Raw genomic sequence first — 18340 nt, 5'->3', positions numbered from 1 at the left:
TGACAAAGAATAAATGAAAACATACATTATTATACTCAGAGGAATAAACGTTTCAGGAAAAAATAAACTTCCTATGCAAGAATTACGAGTTATGCTTGAAGGTTTAGAATTTTCTGAAGTAAAAACGTATATCCAAAGCGGAAATATTGTTTTAAAATCTTCGAAAGAAACTTTAGAAGTCGAAAATACAATCAAAGAAGGAATAGCAAAAACATTCGGTTACGATGTTCCGGTGTTAGCTAAAACAGTTTCTCAATGGGAAAAAGCAATAGCTAATAATCCGTATTCAGAAGTAGAAGAAAAACAACAATATTTTACATTTTTATCGGCAATTCCTGAAATTAAAAGTTTTGCTATTGATGCGAAAGCTGATACTTATGAAGTAATTGATGATGTCACATATGTAAATGCAGTCGGAGGTTATGGAAAAACAAAATTGACGAATAATTTGTTTGAAAAGAAACTGAATGTAATAGCAACCACAAGGAATTTAAAAACAACCTTAAAGCTATTAACATTAGCAAAAGAGATTAATTAAATGTTATTCTGAATTAACCAGAGTTGAATATATTTTCGGTATTTCAGAATCTCATAATGAAGAAATAAAAAATGGAAAAAAAAGTAACGCCAAGAGGAGCATATCCACATGTAAAAGTAGTAGGAGATTTTATATTTGTTTCAGGAACAAGTTCTAGAAGACCAGACAATACAATTGCTGGAGTTGAACTTATTGACGAAATGAATACTAAAAAAATAGATATTGAAGTTCAAACTAGAGAAGTTTTAAAAAATATTGATAGAAACTTACAAACGGTTGGAGCAAGTTTAAAAGATGTTGTAGATGTCACTACTTTCTTAGTAAGTATGAATGATTTTGCAGGTTATAATAAAGCCTATGGAGAGTTTTTCGATAAGCAAACCGGACCAACAAGAACTACAGTTGCTGTTCATCAATTACCACATCCAGATTTAGTAGTAGAAATTAAAGTAACAGCATATTTGAGAAGTTAATTAATATGTTTGGGAAAAGTATTAGAATATATTTATCAGATGGATCTCCTACAGGTTTAAGACATGTAGAAATAGCAAATTGGTCTGGACAAGCCATTGCTTGTCCGAGAAGTAGGTTTTCTGAATTGAAACAATGGAATGAATCACAAAGACCAGGTGTTTATTTGTTAATTGAAAAAGATTCGTCAGATGAAAGCAATAGAGTTTATATTGGTGAGTCTGAGAATGTTTTTAAAAGACTTATCGATCATGATAGAAAAAAAGAGTTCTGGAATGAAGTTGTTATTTTGACAAGTAAAGATGAAAACCTCACAAAATCTCATATCAAATATTTAGAATCTAGAATAAGTATTTTAGTTAAAGAAGCTGATAGATATAGTTTAGAAAATGGAAATAATCCAGTAGAATCATCATTGCCTCGAGCAGATAAAGATGCTATGGAAGAATTTATTTACAATACTAAAATTGTCTTAGGTACTTTAGGGCATAAGTTTTTGGAACCAATAAATAATTCTAGCTTAAAGTATGATGTAAAAGAAGATTTAGATACTTTAATAGGTAAAAAACTATATTTTAATGTTAATGAATTGAAAGCATTTGGCAAATTAAGTGATGAAGGTTTTATTTTAATTAAAGATTCTGAAGTTTCATTAAAAACAACCCAAAGTATTCCTGGTAAGATTAAAGAACTTAGAAAGAAGTATATCGATGATAGTTTGTTAGTTGAAATGAAAGATAAACTAATTTTAACTAAAGATATAGTTTTAAGTTCACCGTCTTATGCAGCAGCTCTTGTAGCAGGAACTAGTAGAAGTGGTCCTCAAAGTTGGAAAGATATAAAAGGTAGATCTTTAAAATCTTTAGAAGAAAGTTTGATAAGATAATGTATATAAAAAACTACATAAACGGAGAATTTATAAATCCAGTTGATGGAAATTATATTGATAATTTTAATCCTTCTGTTGGAGAAGTATATGGACAAATACCAAATTCTTCTAAAGAAGATATTGAATTAGCTTATAAAGCAGCTAAAGAAGCTTTTCCTAATTGGTCTAAAACTACTTTAGAAGAACGAAGTTGTGTATTACTTAAAATAGCAGATTTAATAACTGAAAAGCTCGATTTTTTAGCAGAAGCAGAAGCTAAAGATAATGGGAAACCACTGAGTTTGGCTAAGGCTATTGATATTCCAAGAGCATCATCTAATTTTCGTTTTTTTGCTAATGCTATAACACAGTTTCCTTCTGAAGCTCATGAAAGTGTTGGTTTAAATGCAATGAATTTTACGTTACGCCATCCAATCGGAGTAGTAGGTTGTATTTCTCCATGGAATTTACCTTTGTACTTATTTACCTGGAAAATTGCTCCTGCAATTGCTGCTGGAAATTGTGTGGTTGCCAAACCAAGTGAAGTTACACCAATGACTGCTTATTTATTAGGTGAAATTTGTAATGAAGCAGGTTTGCCAAAAGGTGTGTTAAATATTGTACATGGATTAGGACAAACTACTGGTCAGGCTATTGTTGAACATAAGAATATTAAAGCAATTTCTTTTACAGGAGGAACTACAACAGGAGCTCACATTGCAAGAACAGCAGCACCAATGTTTAAGAAATTGTCGTTAGAGTTAGGAGGGAAAAATCCAAATATCATTTTTGCAGATGCTGATTATGATGAAATGTTAACGACAACAGTAAAGTCATCTTTTGCCAATCAAGGTCAGATTTGTCTATGTGGAAGTAGAATTTTTGTAGAAGAAAAGATCTATGAAAAGTTTAAAAAGGATTTTATAGATAAAGTTTCAAAACTCAAAGTTGGTAATCCGTTTGATGCTGATACAAATCTCGGAGCTTTAGTTTCTAAGCCACATTTAGAAAAAGTAAAATCGTATATAGATATTACCGAAGAAGAAGGTGGAAAGATTTTATTTGGAGGAGAAACAGTAACTGTAAAAGGCAGTGAAAATGGATATTATTTACAACCTACTGTAATTGAAATTCAGGATAACTCATGTAAATTAAATCAAGAAGAAATATTTGGTCCCGTAGTTACAATTATGTCTTTCAAATCAGAGGAAGAAGTATTAGAATATGCAAATGACGTAAGTTACGGTTTATCTGCTACATTATGGACAAATAATTTAAATAGAACGATGCGAATGACTCAAGAATTACAAGCAGGAATTGTTTGGGTAAATACTTGGTTACTTCGTGATCTAAGAACTCCGTTTGGAGGTGCAAAAGCAAGTGGAGTAGGGAGAGAAGGAGGTTTTGAAGCATTACGTTTTTTTACCGAACCCAAAAACATATGTATAAAATATTAAATAACTAAAATGGATTTAAGAATTCAAAATAAAAACGCCTTAGTTTGTGGTAGTACTCAAGGAATTGGAAAAGCATCTGCGGTTGCTTTAGCCGAAGAAGGTGTTAGTGTAACTTTAGTAGCACGTAATGAAGAGAAACTAAAAAAAGTTTTAGCAGAACTACCAAATCAAGAGTTGCAGCATAATTATATTGTAGCTGATTTTTCAAATCCACAAGAATTAAAAGAGAAAATAGAAGCTTCATCTTTAAATTTTCATATTCTAATTAACAACACAGGTGGACCTGCAGGCGGACCAGTTTTTAATGCACAGATCGATGAGTTTGAACGCGCATTTACAATGCATTTAAAGTGTAATCATGTGTTAGTTCAAGCTGTAGTTCCTTTTATGAAAGAACAAGGTTACGGAAGAGTGATTAATGTGATCTCTACTTCTGTAAAACAACCTTTAGATGGCTTGGGGGTTTCTAATACCATCCGTGGAGCTGTAGCAAATTGGTCGAAAACTATGGCTAATGAATTAGGTCAGTTTGGAATCACAGTAAACAATGTGTTACCTGGAGCTACAGCAACAGAACGATTAAACGAAATTATAAATAATAAAGCGAAGAAAACTGGTAAATCTATAGATGAGGTTATAGAAACAATGAAAAATGCAGCACCTGCTAAACGCTTTGCCCAACCTGAAGAAGTTGCAAATGCAATCGTTTTTTTAGCAAGTGATCGGGCTAGTTATATTAATGGAGTCAACATTCCTGTGGATGGTGGAAGAACAAAATCATTATAATCTGTAAAGTTTAAAATTGAACTTTATTGTTTTATAGCTAAAAGTTGATTTTATTTCTTTATCTAATTTCTTATTACTTTTTATTTAAATTTATAACTCAATACAAAACAAAATGAACTTAGTACAGCCCTTAAATTTTAAAAAATGGATTGATGAACATCGTCATTTGCTAAAACCACCTGTAGGAAATAAGCAGGTTTGGGATAATGGAGAGTATATTGTAATGGTAGTTGGAGGACCAAACAATAGAAAAGATTATCATTATAATGAAACACCAGAATTTTTCTATCAAGTAGAAGGAGATATGGTGCTAAAAATTATCGATGATAAAGGAGAAATGGTAGATGTTGAAATTAAAGAAGGAGACATTTATTTATTACCTGCTAAAGTTCCACATTCTCCTCAACGTAAAGAGAACACTGTAGGTTTAGTTATTGAATATCCAAGATCTGAAGGGATGTTAGATGCTTTAGAATGGTATTGTGAAAATTGTAGTACACCACTATATAGAGAAGAATTTGCTTTAGATAATATTGAAACAGATATGCCAATTATATTCGATAAGTATTATTCAGATAAAGAAAAATGTACTTGTTCTAATTGTGGAACTGTAATGGAAGCACCAAAGAAAAAAGGTTAATTACTAAGAGAAAAAATAGAAACTTTAAAAGAATTTAATGCAAGCTAAACGAAAACTAAGAATTAACGGACACTCTCATTTGCTTCCTTACCCTGAAGAAATTCCTCAATTTATGAAAGACAAAGGGATTTTTTGGGTAGATAAAGATAAAAAATTCATGCTCCAAAAAAACTGGAAGCGACCAGTAACTGATTCTAGTTTCTTTCTGAACGAAAAATTAGCATGGATGGATCATTTTAAAATAGATCATGCTGTAGTTTTAAATCTATCTCAGTTATATGGAAATGGTTTACGATTAGAAGAAATGAAACAAGCTTTACGTTTTCAAAATGATTTTAATGCAAAAGTACAACAAGATCATCCTAGTAAGTTTACTTGTGGATTTGTTGTTCATCCTGGTTTCGTAAGGGGAGCTTGTTGGGAAATAGAACGCTGTGTAGAACAGTTAGGAATGAACCTATTATGTTTGCCAACTCACTATATGGATACGATTGGAACTTGGCGTTGTATTTTTGACGATGAAAATGAACCAATATTCGAATTGGCTGATAAATATAATTTAGCTGTAGAGATACATCCTTATGATGGAGAAAAGTTTATTAAGTTAGAAAATACGAGTTGGCGCTTTCATTTAATTTGGATGTTAGCTCAGTGTGCAGATGCATATCACTTTTTAACCTTAAATGGTTATTATGAAAAATATCCCAATATGAGAATATGTTTTGCTCATGGAGGTCAGTTAGCTCAAATGAATCTAGGAAGAAGAATACAAGGTTTTGATGGTAGACCAGATTTGTTTGAAGGGAAACAACATCCAAGAAAGGCTGTAGGGCATAAAAATATTTTCTTTGACACTTTAGTTCATGATACTGGTTCTTTAGAGTTATTAATTAAAAATCAGGGTGTTAATCAAGTGTTAATAGGTTTAGATGATCCTTATCCACTTGGAGAAATGGAAAGTGATAAACAATCTTCTTATCCAGGTAAGATTTTAGATTTGGCAATAGATAGAGAAATTATTTCAGAAGAAGATAGAGATCAAATGTGGCAATGTAATGTTTTACAATGGTTGTTTGGAGATAATGAAACTAAAAAACAAGAGTTAGTAAATAAAATATTAGCATAAAAAAAGCCTCAGATTTTTGAGGCTTTTATATTGTACAGTAGTGGCTATAATAGCTTATTTGAATGTAGATGTTACATTAATTGCTACTTCGCTCCATGTTTTAGAAACTCCATCAGCTCCTTTGTGTAAATCTTTACAGGCTATATTTAATGAATCTACAGCGTTCTTTGCATTCCATTTTTCAATATCCATAATTGCAGACATTGAGAAAACTTTATCTTTTATAGTATAAGTAAATGGTAATTTTTCAGTTACATTATTCATTGTGAATTCTGCACTACCGATACTATCATTTTCAATAGATAATTTTCCAGTTAAAGAAATAGTGTTAGCCATAACTCCAAAGAAAAATTTTCTAATTTTAATATTTCTTCCGTTATCTTTAGTTTCTATACTGCTAATTGGAATTTCAAATTCAGCTCCATTAATAGCTTCTTTAACAGAATTACCTTCTCCTCCTTTAAGTACTTCTATTTTCTTAAACATCCCTTTTACAGGAACTTTGTCTGTAGTTTTATAAGCTGTGAAATTAATGCTGTTTTCTGCGTTTTTAATTGCAAAAGGAGCAGTTTTTTCTATAGGAGCAGGAATTTCTTTACTTTCTTCTTTTTTAGTTTCAGATTTACAAGATGTAAGTTGTAAAGAAAGAGCAACTACACTTACAATGGTTAGGAATTTATTCATTCTGGATTTATTTTTATATTAAGCGTTAAATTAATACTATTTATTTTATGAAATTTAATTTCAAAATAATTATAATTTATTTTAAAATTGAATTAACTAATTTAATATAGTTTCTCTTAGCTTCATTTTCATCCATTCCTTTTAATTGAATCCAAGCATTAAATTTAAAAGCATTTCTTAAATTGTGTTCTTCATTATTAAAAGAAAAATTATCACCTTTTGTAGCTTGTTTATAATAGGCATATAGACGCAATTGCACATCTGGGGCAAATTTTTTTTGAGTATTATTTGCTCTAGAAAAAGCATCAGCAAAAAGTTTATCTAAATCAGAAGCCATATTATATACAATAATGTATATACAAATATACGAATGGAGTAAGGAAAAACAAGCTGTCTAAACGATCTAAAAGCCCACCGTGTCCAGGCATAATTGTACCACTGTCTTTCACGTTTGCTAATCTTTTAAATTTACTTTCTACTAAATCACCATAAGTCCCAAAAATTGAAACCAAAACAGCTATTATAGTCCAATTAGCTAAATTTAATAGTTGTGTATACTTACCTATTAATAAACCTGTGAAAATAGAAAAAAGAAAACCTCCGAAAAAACCTTCAATTGTTTTTTTTGGAGATATACGTTCAAATAGTTTTCTTTTGCCGAAGTTTTTTCCTATTAGATAAGCAAAACTATCATTAGCCCAAATTATTAAAATAACAAAAACTATTAATTGTGGTTTATAAGTATCTTCTTCAAAAGGTAAAAAAGCCAAGAATAAAAAAGGTATGATTAAATAGTTAAGAGTTAAAAAGATTCTGTTTAAAAATCCTCTAGTCTTGTTTTTTTGATTATATAAATCTACTGTTAAGTATAATAAATAAATTACTGAAATAATTAAAAAATATAAACTTAAATCTTCAGATAAATAATCTATGTATTTTAAATATACAATACCAGAAAGTACAGGGATAAATCCTAAAATTTCTCTTGTATTAATTATTTTAGAAAATTCCCAAATACATATAGAACCAAAGATTGTTATTAATAGTATATAACTTTCTTTAGAAAAAATAATACAGGAAATAAAAAGGACAGCATAAACAATTGCTGAAATAATTCTAGTTAAGAAATTACTCATAATTACAAGTCTTCAAATAATAATAAATATAAATTTTTTGAATTACGATTGAATTCTAAGATATCATCTTTAGAATCTGTTATAGAGTAATTTTTTATTGAACTTATATTTGTAGGGATGTTTCCTTTAAAATTCATCTTAATTCCTGTAAGACCTTCCCCAATGTTTTTTACTAATTGACTAGTAGTAGCATAAACAATGAAATCATTCGAGAGTTGTGCTAATTTTTGACTACCTAATTGATTCGAAGAGAATAAAATTTCTCCAGAATTAGCAATTAAATGCTCACAACTCGTAAGAATAGGCAGTGTATTCGTTAACTTTTCGTTTGTAGTTACAGGAATATTGGTAGTTAGTTTTAATAGGTCTATATCATTGCAAGAAATTTCACTCCATCTATTTTCAGCTATAATATGCTTTAAATTATGAATTACTTCTTCAATTTTAGTACTATATAAAAATTTACCGCCTTTATTAATAAAATAATGTACAAAAGAATCGTCCAATGATAAATTGACAGGTTGTTTTTTGATCAATTTATCATTAGACGAAGCTTTATCTATATTAAATAACTTTCTTAAAAAATTCATTTAAAAGTTATTAGTTATACTATGTCTTCAGAAGAGCTTAATTCATCAGATATTTTTTCATCTTTTTCAAAAGGTCTCTTACCGAAAATTTCTAATAAATCATCTTTAAAAATCACTTCTTTCTCTAGAAGTTTTTGTGCTAAAATATCTAATTTGTCTTTATGCTGATCTAAGATTTCTATTGCTCTTTGATATTGTCCTTCAATAATTTTAGAAATCTCTTTATCAATAGTTTTAGCAGTTTCTTCACTATATGGTTTTACAAACGAATCATTTCCTGAAGAATCATAATAAGTTACATTTCCGACTTCATCATTTAAACCGTAAACAGTTACCATAGCACGTGCTTGTTTTGTAACTTTTTCTAAATCACTTAAAGCCCCAGTAGATATTTTATCAAAAATTAACTTTTCAGCAGCTCTACCACCCATTGTAGCACACATTTCATCAAGCATTTGCTCTGTTTGTACAATTTTACGTTCTTCAGGTAAGTACCATGCAGCCCCTAAAGATTGTCCTCTAGGAACGATTGTAACCTTAACTAATGGAGCAGCATATTTCAACATCCAGCTTACAGTTGCATGCCCCGCCTCATGGTAAGCAATAACTTTCTTTTCTTTAGGAGTTATTACTTTGTTTTTCTTTTCTAAACCACCAACGATTCTATCTACTGCATCCATGAAATCTTGATGATGAATTGCAGATTTATTATTTCTGGCAGCAATTAAAGCGGCTTCATTACATAAGTTAGCGATATCTGCACCTGAAAAACCAGGAGTTTGTTGTGCCAAGAAATCTAATTTTACATCATCAGCAAGTTTTAAAGGCTTTATATGAACATCAAAAATTTCTTTACGTTCGTGAAGATCTGGTAAATCAACATATATCTGACGATCGAAACGACCAGCACGCATTAAAGCTTTATCAAGAATTTCGGCACGGTTTGTAGCAGCTAATACAATAACATTAGTGTCAGTTCCAAAACCATCCATTTCGGTTAATAACTGGTTTAATGTGTTTTCACGTTCATCGTTACTACCTGTCATGCTGTTTTTTCCACGAGCACGCCCGATAGCGTCAATCTCATCAATAAAAATTATAGAAGGAGATTTTTGAGTAGCTTGTTTAAATAAGTCACGTACACGTGAAGCACCAACACCAACAAACATTTCAACAAAATCTGATCCAGATAGTGAGAAGAAAGGTACTCCAGCCTCACCAGCTACTGCTTTTGCTAATAAAGTTTTACCTGTTCCTGGAGGTCCTACTAATAAAGCTCCTTTTGGGATTTTTCCTCCTAATTTAGTGTATTTATCAGGGTTCTTTAAGAAATCTACAATTTCTTGTACTTCTTCTTTAGCACCTTCTAAACCAGCAACATTTTTAAATGTAGTTTTTACTTTAGTATTTTCATCAAATAATTTAGCTCTAGATTTTCCAATATTGAAAATCTGTCCGCCTCCACCAGCGCCACTACCACCACCAGACATTCTTCTCATAAAGAATAACCAGATAGCAATTAATAAAATGAAAGGTAAAAAACCAAGAATTGTATCTAATATACTTGTTCTTTCTTTGTACTGATAATCTAAAGATAAATTATTTTTTTCTTTAGCTCGTTCTATTTTATTTTCGAAATTTTGAAGATCACCAAAGTTATATTCGTAAAGCGGACTACCTTTTCTGTAAAATGGATTTTTTACAATTTTACTGTATTTTTCTTTAGTTTTTATAGCTTCTTCTTTGATATAAATTTCAGCTCTAGAATTGTTTAAAATAAGAACTTTATCAATATCATTGTCATTTAATATTTCATTAAAAGCAATAGAAGATAAATCTTTTCCTTCGGTAAACCCACTAGATCTACCAAAAAGAGTCATTCCTACTAAGAATAAAATTAATATTATATAAATCCAGTTCGAGCCCAGATTAAAGTTTGAAGTGTTTTTTTTCTTTTCGCTCATAAGTGTAGGTGAAAAATTATAGAATTATGCGGGGTTAATCTCGGTAATTTTAGCATCCCCCCAAAGACTTTCTATGTCGTAATAATCTCTAACGTGTTTCTGGAAAATATGAACAACAACATTAACATAATCCATTAAAACCCATTCTGAGTTTCCTTGACCTTCAACATTAAAAGGTTTGTCTTTGAGTTCTTTACTAACTACTTTTTGTACCGAACCTGATATAGCATTTACTTGAGTATTAGAATTTCCTGTGCAAATTACAAAATAATCACATACTGTATTCTCGATATCTCTTAAGTCTAGTAACTGTATATCTTCTCCTTTTACATCGTCTATCCCTTTGATTATTGTAGCGATTAAATCGTCTGTACTTGCTTGAGTTTTTGTCATTAAATATTTTTAATTTTTAGCAAAGTTATTACTTTTTTGTGACTAATTTACGTATTATTGAAACGAGTTCACTATTATTAATTGTGTATGAATATAATCAAACTTGATGCCACTGAATCTACCAACTCTTTTTTGAAAGAATTGTCAGTAAATTCAAATCTTTCAAACTATACAGTTGTTATAACAGATAAACAAACTTTAGGTAGGGGGCAAATGAATACCAAATGGATTTCTGAGCCATATAAAAATCTATTATGTAGTGTGTATATTACATTTTCAGACTTCCCAATTCATAAACAAGTATATCTTAATTTTGCTATTGCAATAGCAATACATGAAGCTTTATCTAGTTTTAAACTGCCAAATTTAGATATTAAATGGCCAAACGACATTCTGTCAGGGAAGAAGAAGGTTTGCGGTATTTTGATTGAAAATATTCTGAAAGGAAATATGATAGATGCTTCAATTGTAGGGATTGGTATAAATGTCAATCAAGAAAATTACCCTAAAGAAATCCCTAATGCTACTTCAATAAAAAATATTATCGGAAAATCAATTAAAGTAGATGAAGTTTTAAATAGGGTTGTAAGAAAAATTGAAGATAAAATTCATTTACTAATAACGAAGCAGTACGGTATTTTAAAGAAAGAGTATCATAATGTTTTACATAAAAAAAACATCCCTAGCATGTTTAAAGATGATAAAGATGTTGTTTTTATGGGTAAAATATTAGAAGTTGATACCTCTAATGGAAAACTTTTAATTGAACTTGTAGATGAAACTATAAGATCTTTCCATCTTAAAGAGGTTTCAATAATACAATAATTATAGTTTTTCTAAATTTTCTGTAAGTGTATTAATGAAGTTGGTTAAAGGTTTTTTAACCATCATAGCCATCATAGGGTTAAAACTACTTTCAAATTTTAACTGAACGTTACTTTCATTATCAGATACTTCTTGTATGTCGGCAGATAATGTAAAAGGTAATTTACTACTAGCAGCACCTAAAGTAACATTTGAATATTCAGTTTTTTCTTTCATTACTAATCTAATCTCAGGCATTCCTTTTAAACCAAAAATAAAAGATTCACCGTCTACTTCAAACTTTTCAGTATTCTCTGGCATTAAAACTTTAAAGTTTTCTAACTGAATTAAAAATTCGTATAAATCTTTTTGTGATTTATTTACATTAACGTTATTTCCTTCAATATTCATTTTTTATGGTAGATTTAAATGATCAATATATAATTATTGTTCCCATTCACTTGGATTTAATCTCCAATTTTCTAGGGTTTGTAATTCTTGTTGAGTAATGTAGTTGCTATCCAAAGCTTGTTCTAATAAGCTTTCATAATTACTAAGTGTACAGAAATCTAAATTATGTTTATTAAAGGTCTCTTCAGCAATAGAAAATCCATAAGAAAATATAGCAACCATACCTTTAACAGTAGCATTAGCTTCTTTTAAAGCTTTTATTGCATTTAAACTACTTTTTCCTGTGCTTATTAAATCTTCTACAACAACAACATTTTGTCCGCTTTCTAAAAAACCTTCAATTTGATTTTTACGACCGTGTTTTTTCGGTTCTGGTCTAACATAAACAAAAGGAACACCTAATTCTTGAGCAACTAATACTCCAATAGCAATTGCTCCAGTTGCCACACCTGCAATTACATCTGGTTTACCGTACTTTTCTTCAACTAGTTTGGCTATTTTTTCTTTTAAAAAATTTCTAACAGATGGAAAAGAAAGCGTTACTCTATTATCACAATAAATAGGAGATTTCCAACCAGAAGCCCATGTAAAAGGCTCGTTTGGACTTAGTTTAATAGCTTTTATTTGCAAAAGAAGTTCAGCAGTTTTTTTTGCAGTATCTTTGTTTAAAATCATAGCGCAAATGTATAAAGTTTTTGTGAATGATCGGCCTATAATATTTACTTCTTCTCTAAAAAATGAAGAAAATTATTCTTTATTAAAAATCAAAGATATTGTTATAAGTAATATTATAAAACAGGTAAAAACAGGTAAGTTAAAAGGAATATACCTATACTCTGAAAATTTAGAAAGAGATTGGGAACAATTCTGTGATAGTTATAATATGATTAATGCAGGAGGGGGGCTCGTATATAACGATAATAATGAATTGTTATTTATTTATCGGGCAAGAAAATGGGATTTACCTAAAGGACGAGTTCATGGAAATGAAGATGTAAAAGAAACAGCTATAAGAGAAGTAGAAGAAGAATGTGGAATAAGTGATGTAGAGATTAAAAAATTTTTATTAAACACTTATCATTTTTATTATCACGAAAGAAAACTAAGGTTAAAGAAAATTTATTGGTATTTAATGTATTCTAATTATTCAGGTAAACTAACACCTTTATTTGAAGAAGGAATCAAAAAAGTTAAATTTAAAAACTCTACTCAAGTAAAAGCGGCTTTGCAGAATACATATGCCAATGTTAGAAGTGTTCTAGACAAACACTACAAACTTCAAAACTAAATACTGTCATACTGTCATTTGAATTTGCTAATTACTGTCAAAACAATAGATTTTTTCTAATGGCATAACCTTTGACTATTTCTACTCGTAAAATTTAGATTAAAAATAAAATCGATTATAAAGTTATGAGTAAAATTATAGGAATAGATTTAGGTACTACCAACTCATGCGTTTCTGTAATGGAAGGAAATGAGCCAGTAGTAATTCCTAATTCAGAAGGAAAAAGGACTACACCTTCAGTTGTTGCTTTCGTAGAAGGAGGAGAGCGTAAGGTTGGTGACCCAGCAAAACGTCAGGCAGTAACTAACCCAACTAAAACGGTTTATTCTATTAAACGTTTTATGGGAAATAAATATTCTGAAAGTTTACAAGAAGCAGAAAGAGTGCCTTACGAAGTTGTAAAAGGAGATAATGATACACCTCGTGTAAAAATTGACGATCGTTTATATACACCACAAGAAATTTCGGCGATGGTGTTACAAAAGATGAAGAAAACAGCTGAAGATTACTTAGGTCAAGATGTTGCCGAAGCTGTAATTACTGTTCCAGCTTACTTTAACGATGCTCAGCGTCAAGCAACAAAAGAAGCAGGAGAAATTGCTGGATTAAAAGTTCGTCGTATTATTAACGAACCTACGGCTGCTGCTTTAGCTTATGGTTTAGATAAAGCTGACTCTGATAAAAAAATTGTCGTTTTTGACTTTGGTGGAGGTACACATGATGTTTCTATTTTAGAATTAGGAGATGGAGTATTTGAAGTGTTAGCTACTGATGGTGATACTCACTTAGGAGGTGATGATGTTGATGAAAAAATCATTAACTGGTTAGCAGAGGAATTTAAAGCTGAAGAGAATATGGATTTACGAAAGGATCCTATGGCTTTGCAGCGTTTAAAAGAAGCTTCTGAAAAGGCAAAAATAGAATTATCTAGTACTACATCTACAGAGATCAACTTACCATATATCACAGCTACTGCAAGTGGACCTAAACACTTAGTTCGTACATTAAGTAGAGCAAAATTTGAGCAGTTAATCGACGATTTAGTAAAGAGAACTATAGAGCCATGTCAAACTGCTTTAAGAAATGCAGATTTAAGTACTTCTGATATTGATGAAGTAATCTTAGTAGGAGGTTCTACTCGTATTCCTGCTATTCAAGAAGCTGTTGAGAAATTCTTCGGAAAAGCTCCAAGTAAGGGAGTAAATCCAGATGAGGTAGTTTCTTTAGGAGCTGCAATTCAAGGAGGAGTTTTAACAGGAGATGTAAAAGATGTATTATTATTAGACGTTACACCTTTATCATTAGGAATTGAAACAATGGGTAATGTATTCACGAAGTTAATTGAAGCGAATACAACTATTCCAACTAAGAAATCACAAGTATTTTCTACAGCTGTAGATAATCAACCTTCTGTAGATATTCATGTATTACAAGGAGAGAGAGCAATGGCAGCTGATAATAAAACAATTGGACGTTTCCAATTAGCTGATATTCCTCCAGCACCAAGAGGAGTTCCTCAAATCGAAGTAACATTTGATATTGATGCGAATGGAATTATTAATGTTTCTGCTGCTGATAAAGCTACTGGAAAAAAGCAAGATATTCGTATTGAAGCTTCTTCTGGATTAACTGATGAAGAAATCCAAAAAATGAAAGCTGATGCTGAAGCAAATGCAGAAGCAGATGCTAAAGCTAAAGAAACTGCAGATAAAATTAACGGAGCAGACTCTATGATTTTCCAAACAGAAAAGCAATTAAAAGAGTTTGGTGATAAGTTATCAGCAGATAAAAAAGCTCCAATTGAGTCAGCTTTAGAAGAGTTGAAGAAAGCTCATGAGAGTAAAGATTTAGCACAAATTGATGCTGCTATGGAGAAAATTAATGAAGCATGGAAAGTTGCATCTGAAGAAATGTATGCTGCACAGCAACAAGCTGGTGGGGCTGCAGGCGGACCTCAAGCTGATGCTGGAGCAAATGCACAAGCAGACAGCAATGATAATGTAGAAGATGTAGATTTTGAAGAGGTGAAGTAATTCACAATACCTTAATAAATTTAAAAGCCAGGTTTACAAAAGTAAATCTGGCTTTTTTGTTATGGAAATTTTTTGATTCAATTTGGAAGTGAATAAGGGAGAATATTTTTTTATTGAATTCAGTTTATTTATTTTGTGTCAACACAAAATGATGTAATGCATACTTCAAAAAAGATATTAAATCTGTTGCTCTTACTTTTTTCTGTTGTTGTTATTGCTCAATATCCAGTATTTACTCAGCTTACAGAGAAGAGTGGTTTACCAGATGTAGAGTTTTATGATGTTGTAGAAGACAGAGAAGGTTTTATATGGTTAGCTGCTGATAAAGGTTTGTTTCGATATGACGGTAAAGAATTTAAAAATTATTCACACCCAGATAAAAGAGGGTTATCGGTATTTGGACTAAAGTTAGATTCTCAAGGGAAGGTATGGTGTAATAATGTATCTGGGCAATTTTTTTATGTAAATAAAGATAAATTAATACTATTTAAAGATTTAAAAGAAGAAACAAAAGGGAAACTTACTAATTTTATTTTCTATAAAAATAAGTTAATTGTATATAATTATAGGGGGATAATATTTGTTAATATTAATAATCCTATGAAAATGAAAATTAAAGCATATGATGACTTGGTAAGGTCTGTTTATGTTGATCATGATAGTTTATTTTACCATTTAGGGAAAAATAAATTTTATTCTAAAGATGCAGAAAACTTTTCAATAGTTAAAGAATATGAAAATGAATTATACTCCGAATTTCCATATATGTCTTGGTATTACTTGTCTTTTAAAGAAGAAAAATTTTTTCTAGGAGTAGAAAAGTTAGGAGGTAAAGTTGATAAGACAAATAATAGAGTATTAGTTGTAGAAAATGATCGCTTTATAAATGTAAACTTACCTGATATTATTAAATATACACCTATTATAAATTATTACAAATATCAGAATTTGTTATGGTTAGCTACCGAAAATGGAGTTTTTTCTTGCGAATATAAAGATAGAAAAATTACTATAAAACAGCATTTTTTAAAAGGACAAGAAGTATCAAAAATTATAAAAGATCGTAATGATAATTATTGGTATACTACATTAAATAATGGAATTTTTATAGTACCAAATATTTTTCTTAGAGAGTTCGATTTAGAAACTGAAGAGAAAAATATTACAGCTATAATTAAAATAGATGAAAACAAAATTCTTATAGGATCTTATGATGGAGAGCTTCTTTTAATAGATATAAAAAATAATAAAAAAAGTAAGATTAATTCACCATTTAAAGAAAAGATTTTTGGATTAGTAATGTTTAATGATAAAAAGGTAATTGTAAGTTACAAAGCACATACAGTTCTTTTAGATATAGAAAACTTCACAAGTCAAGATATAACTAATAACCTATTTGCTGGAGTTAAAGATTTTTCACTTATAGAAAATAATAAATTGTTAATTGCTTTATATAATGGAGCAATAGAATTAAATTTTAAAGGAGAAAAACAAACTGTTAGAACTCTAGGTAATATAAGATCATACACTACTTTTTATAGTGAAAAATATAATAATAAGTATGTAGGTTATGTTGATGGAGTAAGAATGTATGATGAAAATTTTACTGAAAGCGAAATTTTACATAACGAAAGAAATGTGTTTGCTGTAGATATTGATGAAACAGCAAATGGTATTGTATGGTTATCTACTTTCAAAAATGGAATTTATGGATTAGATAAAGACAGTGTAATAATTAATTATAATACAGGTAATGGATTGTTGTCTGATTTAACAAGAGAGATAAAAGGAGATGGAGATAATTTATGGATTTCTACTAATAAAGGGATACAGGTGTTAAATACAAAAACAAATGAAATAAAAAATTTAACTAGAAAAGATGGAATTAATTCATATAATATTTCAGATATTATTACTTTGAATGATGAATTGATTTTTAGTTCAAATAAAGGGGTTTTTGTATTAGATAAAGAAAAAATTTTCAAAAGAAAAAGTATATTAAATTTTTACTTTACAGATATACTTATTAATAATGAAAAAGTTGCTAAAAAGAAAGTTTATAAATTACGTTATGACGAAAATAAGTTACAATTTAACTTTCATTGTAATGGTTTTTTAGCTCAAGAAAACGTTAAATATTCTTATAAACTTTCAACATCAAAAAATAAAGAAAATTGGAATAAATTAGATAAAAACATTAATCAAATTACATTTAATAGTTTAGCTGCAGGAGATTATGTTTTTACTCTTAAAGCTACAGATTTAAATGATGATAATCAGGAGTTTGAAAGAGTAATTAAATTTACTATTGCTTTGCCGTTTTATAAAGAATGGTGGTTTGTAATTTCTGTTTTTTTATTAGGTGTTTTGTTTATTTGGTATCGTTTTAATATTCGTCTTAAAAGAGTTAATACCAGGCAAGAAGTAGCTTTAGAGAAAGCACGATTACAGAAAGAATTGGTTTCTACAAAATTAGAAACACTACGTTCTCAAATGAATCCACATTTTACATTCAATGCGTTAAATTCAATACAAAATTTAATTTTAAAGAATGATAAACAAGAGGCGTATAACTATTTAACAAAGTTTTCATCTTTAATTCGTGAAAACCTACATTTAAGTACACAAAATTTTGTTGTTTTTGAACAAGAGTTGTCTCTAATTAATCGATATTTAGAATTAGAAAAACTTAGATTTAAAGATAATTTTATATATCAAATTATACTTGGTGAAGATGTTGAAGAGGTTAAAATACCTACTATGATTATTCAACCTTATGTAGAAAATGCAATAAAGCATGGTTTACTTCATAAAAAAGAAGGGGTTAAAAGAATAAAAATAGAGTTTTACATTAGTGAAGGCGTTTTGGTCAGTAAAATTTATGATAACGGAATTGGTATAAAAAGATCAAAAGAAATTCAAAAAGCAAATGGAGTGAAAAGAAAATCATTTTCAACAAAATCAATTCAAGAACGATTACTATTCCTCAGAGATTACTACAAAACTGATATTGGAGTAGAGTATCCAGAAGTTAAAGAAGGTACTATGGTTGTTATTAAAATTCCATATTTATCTTAATTTATTTCAAATTCTAGCTGTTCGGAAGCTTTTTTATATTGTTAAGAAAGTAAATTTTCTAACTCTCATATTT

At 29.6% G+C, this 18340-nt stretch carries 19 protein-coding genes; 11 read left to right on the top strand and 8 right to left on the bottom strand.

Going from position 1 to position 18340, the window contains the following annotated elements; translation table 11 throughout:
- Positions 1 to 13: 13 nt before the first annotated feature.
- From AC2TEO_RS04830 to AC2TEO_RS04800, 7 genes are all read left to right on the top strand, one after another.
- Complete coding sequence (locus AC2TEO_RS04830) at positions 14 to 538, top strand: DUF1697 domain-containing protein (protein ID WP_442267027.1); 525 nt, start codon at positions 14 to 16, stop codon at positions 536 to 538.
- A 71-nt stretch (positions 539 to 609) separates the two neighbouring features.
- Positions 610 to 1011 carry a RidA family protein gene (locus AC2TEO_RS04825; RefSeq protein WP_442267026.1) on the top strand — a complete coding sequence of 134 codons (402 nt, stop codon included), beginning with the start codon at positions 610 to 612 and terminating at the stop codon, positions 1009 to 1011.
- Between the two features lie 5 nt (positions 1012 to 1016).
- A complete protein-coding gene (locus AC2TEO_RS04820) occupies positions 1017 to 1895 on the top strand; it encodes a GIY-YIG nuclease family protein (RefSeq protein ID WP_442267025.1) in 879 nt (292 codons plus the stop codon).
- Entirely contained in the window at positions 1895 to 3334 is a 1440-nt protein-coding gene (locus tag AC2TEO_RS04815; RefSeq protein ID WP_442267024.1) for an aldehyde dehydrogenase, read from the top strand. Before AC2TEO_RS04820 ends, AC2TEO_RS04815 begins: the two co-directional genes overlap by 1 nt.
- A 9-nt stretch (positions 3335 to 3343) precedes the next feature.
- The gene (locus tag AC2TEO_RS04810; protein ID WP_442267023.1) at positions 3344 to 4120 is read left to right on the top strand and encodes an SDR family oxidoreductase; all 777 of its coding nucleotides are present in this window, start codon (positions 3344 to 3346) and stop codon (positions 4118 to 4120) included.
- Between the two features lie 112 nt (positions 4121 to 4232).
- Complete coding sequence (locus tag AC2TEO_RS04805; protein ID WP_442267022.1) at positions 4233 to 4760, top strand: 3-hydroxyanthranilate 3,4-dioxygenase; 528 nt, start codon at positions 4233 to 4235, stop codon at positions 4758 to 4760.
- A gap of 37 nt (positions 4761 to 4797) precedes the next feature.
- A complete protein-coding gene (locus AC2TEO_RS04800; protein WP_442267021.1) occupies positions 4798 to 5886 on the top strand; it encodes an amidohydrolase family protein in 1089 nt (362 codons plus the stop codon).
- Between the two features lie 54 nt (positions 5887 to 5940).
- Here the strand turns inward: AC2TEO_RS04800 and AC2TEO_RS04795 are convergent, their stop codons facing one another.
- The 6 genes from AC2TEO_RS04795 to rsfS all read right to left on the bottom strand — a co-directional run bounded on the left by AC2TEO_RS04795 (position 5941) and on the right by rsfS (position 10653).
- Positions 5941 to 6570: a YceI family protein gene (locus AC2TEO_RS04795; protein ID WP_442267020.1), complete on the bottom strand. Its 630-nt coding sequence runs from the start codon at positions 6568 to 6570 to the stop codon at positions 5941 to 5943.
- Positions 6571 to 6646: 76 nt separating this feature from the next.
- Positions 6647 to 6907 carry an acyl-CoA-binding protein gene (locus AC2TEO_RS04790; RefSeq protein WP_442267019.1) on the bottom strand — a complete coding sequence of 87 codons (261 nt, stop codon included), beginning with the start codon at positions 6905 to 6907 and terminating at the stop codon, positions 6647 to 6649.
- Position 6908: 1 nt separating this feature from the next.
- Entirely contained in the window at positions 6909 to 7706 is a 798-nt protein-coding gene (locus AC2TEO_RS04785; RefSeq protein WP_442267018.1) for a phosphatidate cytidylyltransferase, read from the bottom strand.
- A gap of 2 nt (positions 7707 to 7708) precedes the next feature.
- Positions 7709 to 8296 (bottom strand): hypothetical protein, encoded by a 588-nt coding sequence (locus AC2TEO_RS04780; RefSeq protein WP_442267017.1) that lies wholly within the window; start codon positions 8294 to 8296, stop codon positions 7709 to 7711.
- Between the two features lie 14 nt (positions 8297 to 8310).
- Complete coding sequence (gene ftsH / locus AC2TEO_RS04775) at positions 8311 to 10260, bottom strand: ATP-dependent zinc metalloprotease FtsH (protein ID WP_442267016.1); 1950 nt, start codon at positions 10258 to 10260, stop codon at positions 8311 to 8313.
- Between the two features lie 24 nt (positions 10261 to 10284).
- Entirely contained in the window at positions 10285 to 10653 is a 369-nt protein-coding gene (gene rsfS / locus AC2TEO_RS04770; RefSeq protein ID WP_095070708.1) for a ribosome silencing factor, read from the bottom strand.
- A gap of 87 nt (positions 10654 to 10740) precedes the next feature.
- Between rsfS and AC2TEO_RS04765 the strand changes: the two genes are divergently transcribed.
- The gene (locus AC2TEO_RS04765; protein ID WP_442267015.1) at positions 10741 to 11478 is read left to right on the top strand and encodes a biotin--[acetyl-CoA-carboxylase] ligase; all 738 of its coding nucleotides are present in this window, start codon (positions 10741 to 10743) and stop codon (positions 11476 to 11478) included.
- On the opposite strand, the gene AC2TEO_RS04760 is transcribed toward AC2TEO_RS04765, so the two are convergent.
- Positions 11479 to 11868: an SRPBCC family protein gene (locus AC2TEO_RS04760; protein WP_442267014.1), complete on the bottom strand. Its 390-nt coding sequence runs from the start codon at positions 11866 to 11868 to the stop codon at positions 11479 to 11481.
- 33 nt (positions 11869 to 11901) lie between these two features.
- Positions 11902 to 12543, bottom strand: coding sequence for an orotate phosphoribosyltransferase (gene pyrE, locus AC2TEO_RS04755; protein ID WP_442267013.1), 642 nt, complete (start codon positions 12541 to 12543; stop codon positions 11902 to 11904).
- 7 nt (positions 12544 to 12550) lie between these two features.
- Between pyrE and AC2TEO_RS04750 the strand changes: the two genes are divergently transcribed.
- The 3 genes from AC2TEO_RS04750 (at position 12551) to AC2TEO_RS04740 (ending at position 18267) form a co-directional block, all read left to right on the top strand.
- Entirely contained in the window at positions 12551 to 13156 is a 606-nt protein-coding gene (locus tag AC2TEO_RS04750; protein WP_442267012.1) for an NUDIX hydrolase, read from the top strand.
- A 125-nt stretch (positions 13157 to 13281) separates the two neighbouring features.
- On the top strand, positions 13282 to 15189 hold the full coding sequence (gene dnaK, locus AC2TEO_RS04745) for a molecular chaperone DnaK (RefSeq protein WP_442267011.1): 1908 nt from the start codon (positions 13282 to 13284) through the stop codon (positions 15187 to 15189).
- A gap of 156 nt (positions 15190 to 15345) precedes the next feature.
- Positions 15346 to 18267, top strand: a complete 2922-nt coding sequence (locus tag AC2TEO_RS04740) for a sensor histidine kinase (protein ID WP_442267010.1) — start codon at positions 15346 to 15348, stop codon at positions 18265 to 18267.
- The last annotated feature ends 73 nt before the right edge of the window (positions 18268 to 18340 follow it).

The sequence above is a fragment of the Tenacibaculum aquaeponti genome (assembly GCF_057221555.1).
The sequence above is the reverse complement of the archived record's forward strand: the minus strand, read 5'-3'. Positions and strand labels throughout refer to the sequence as shown.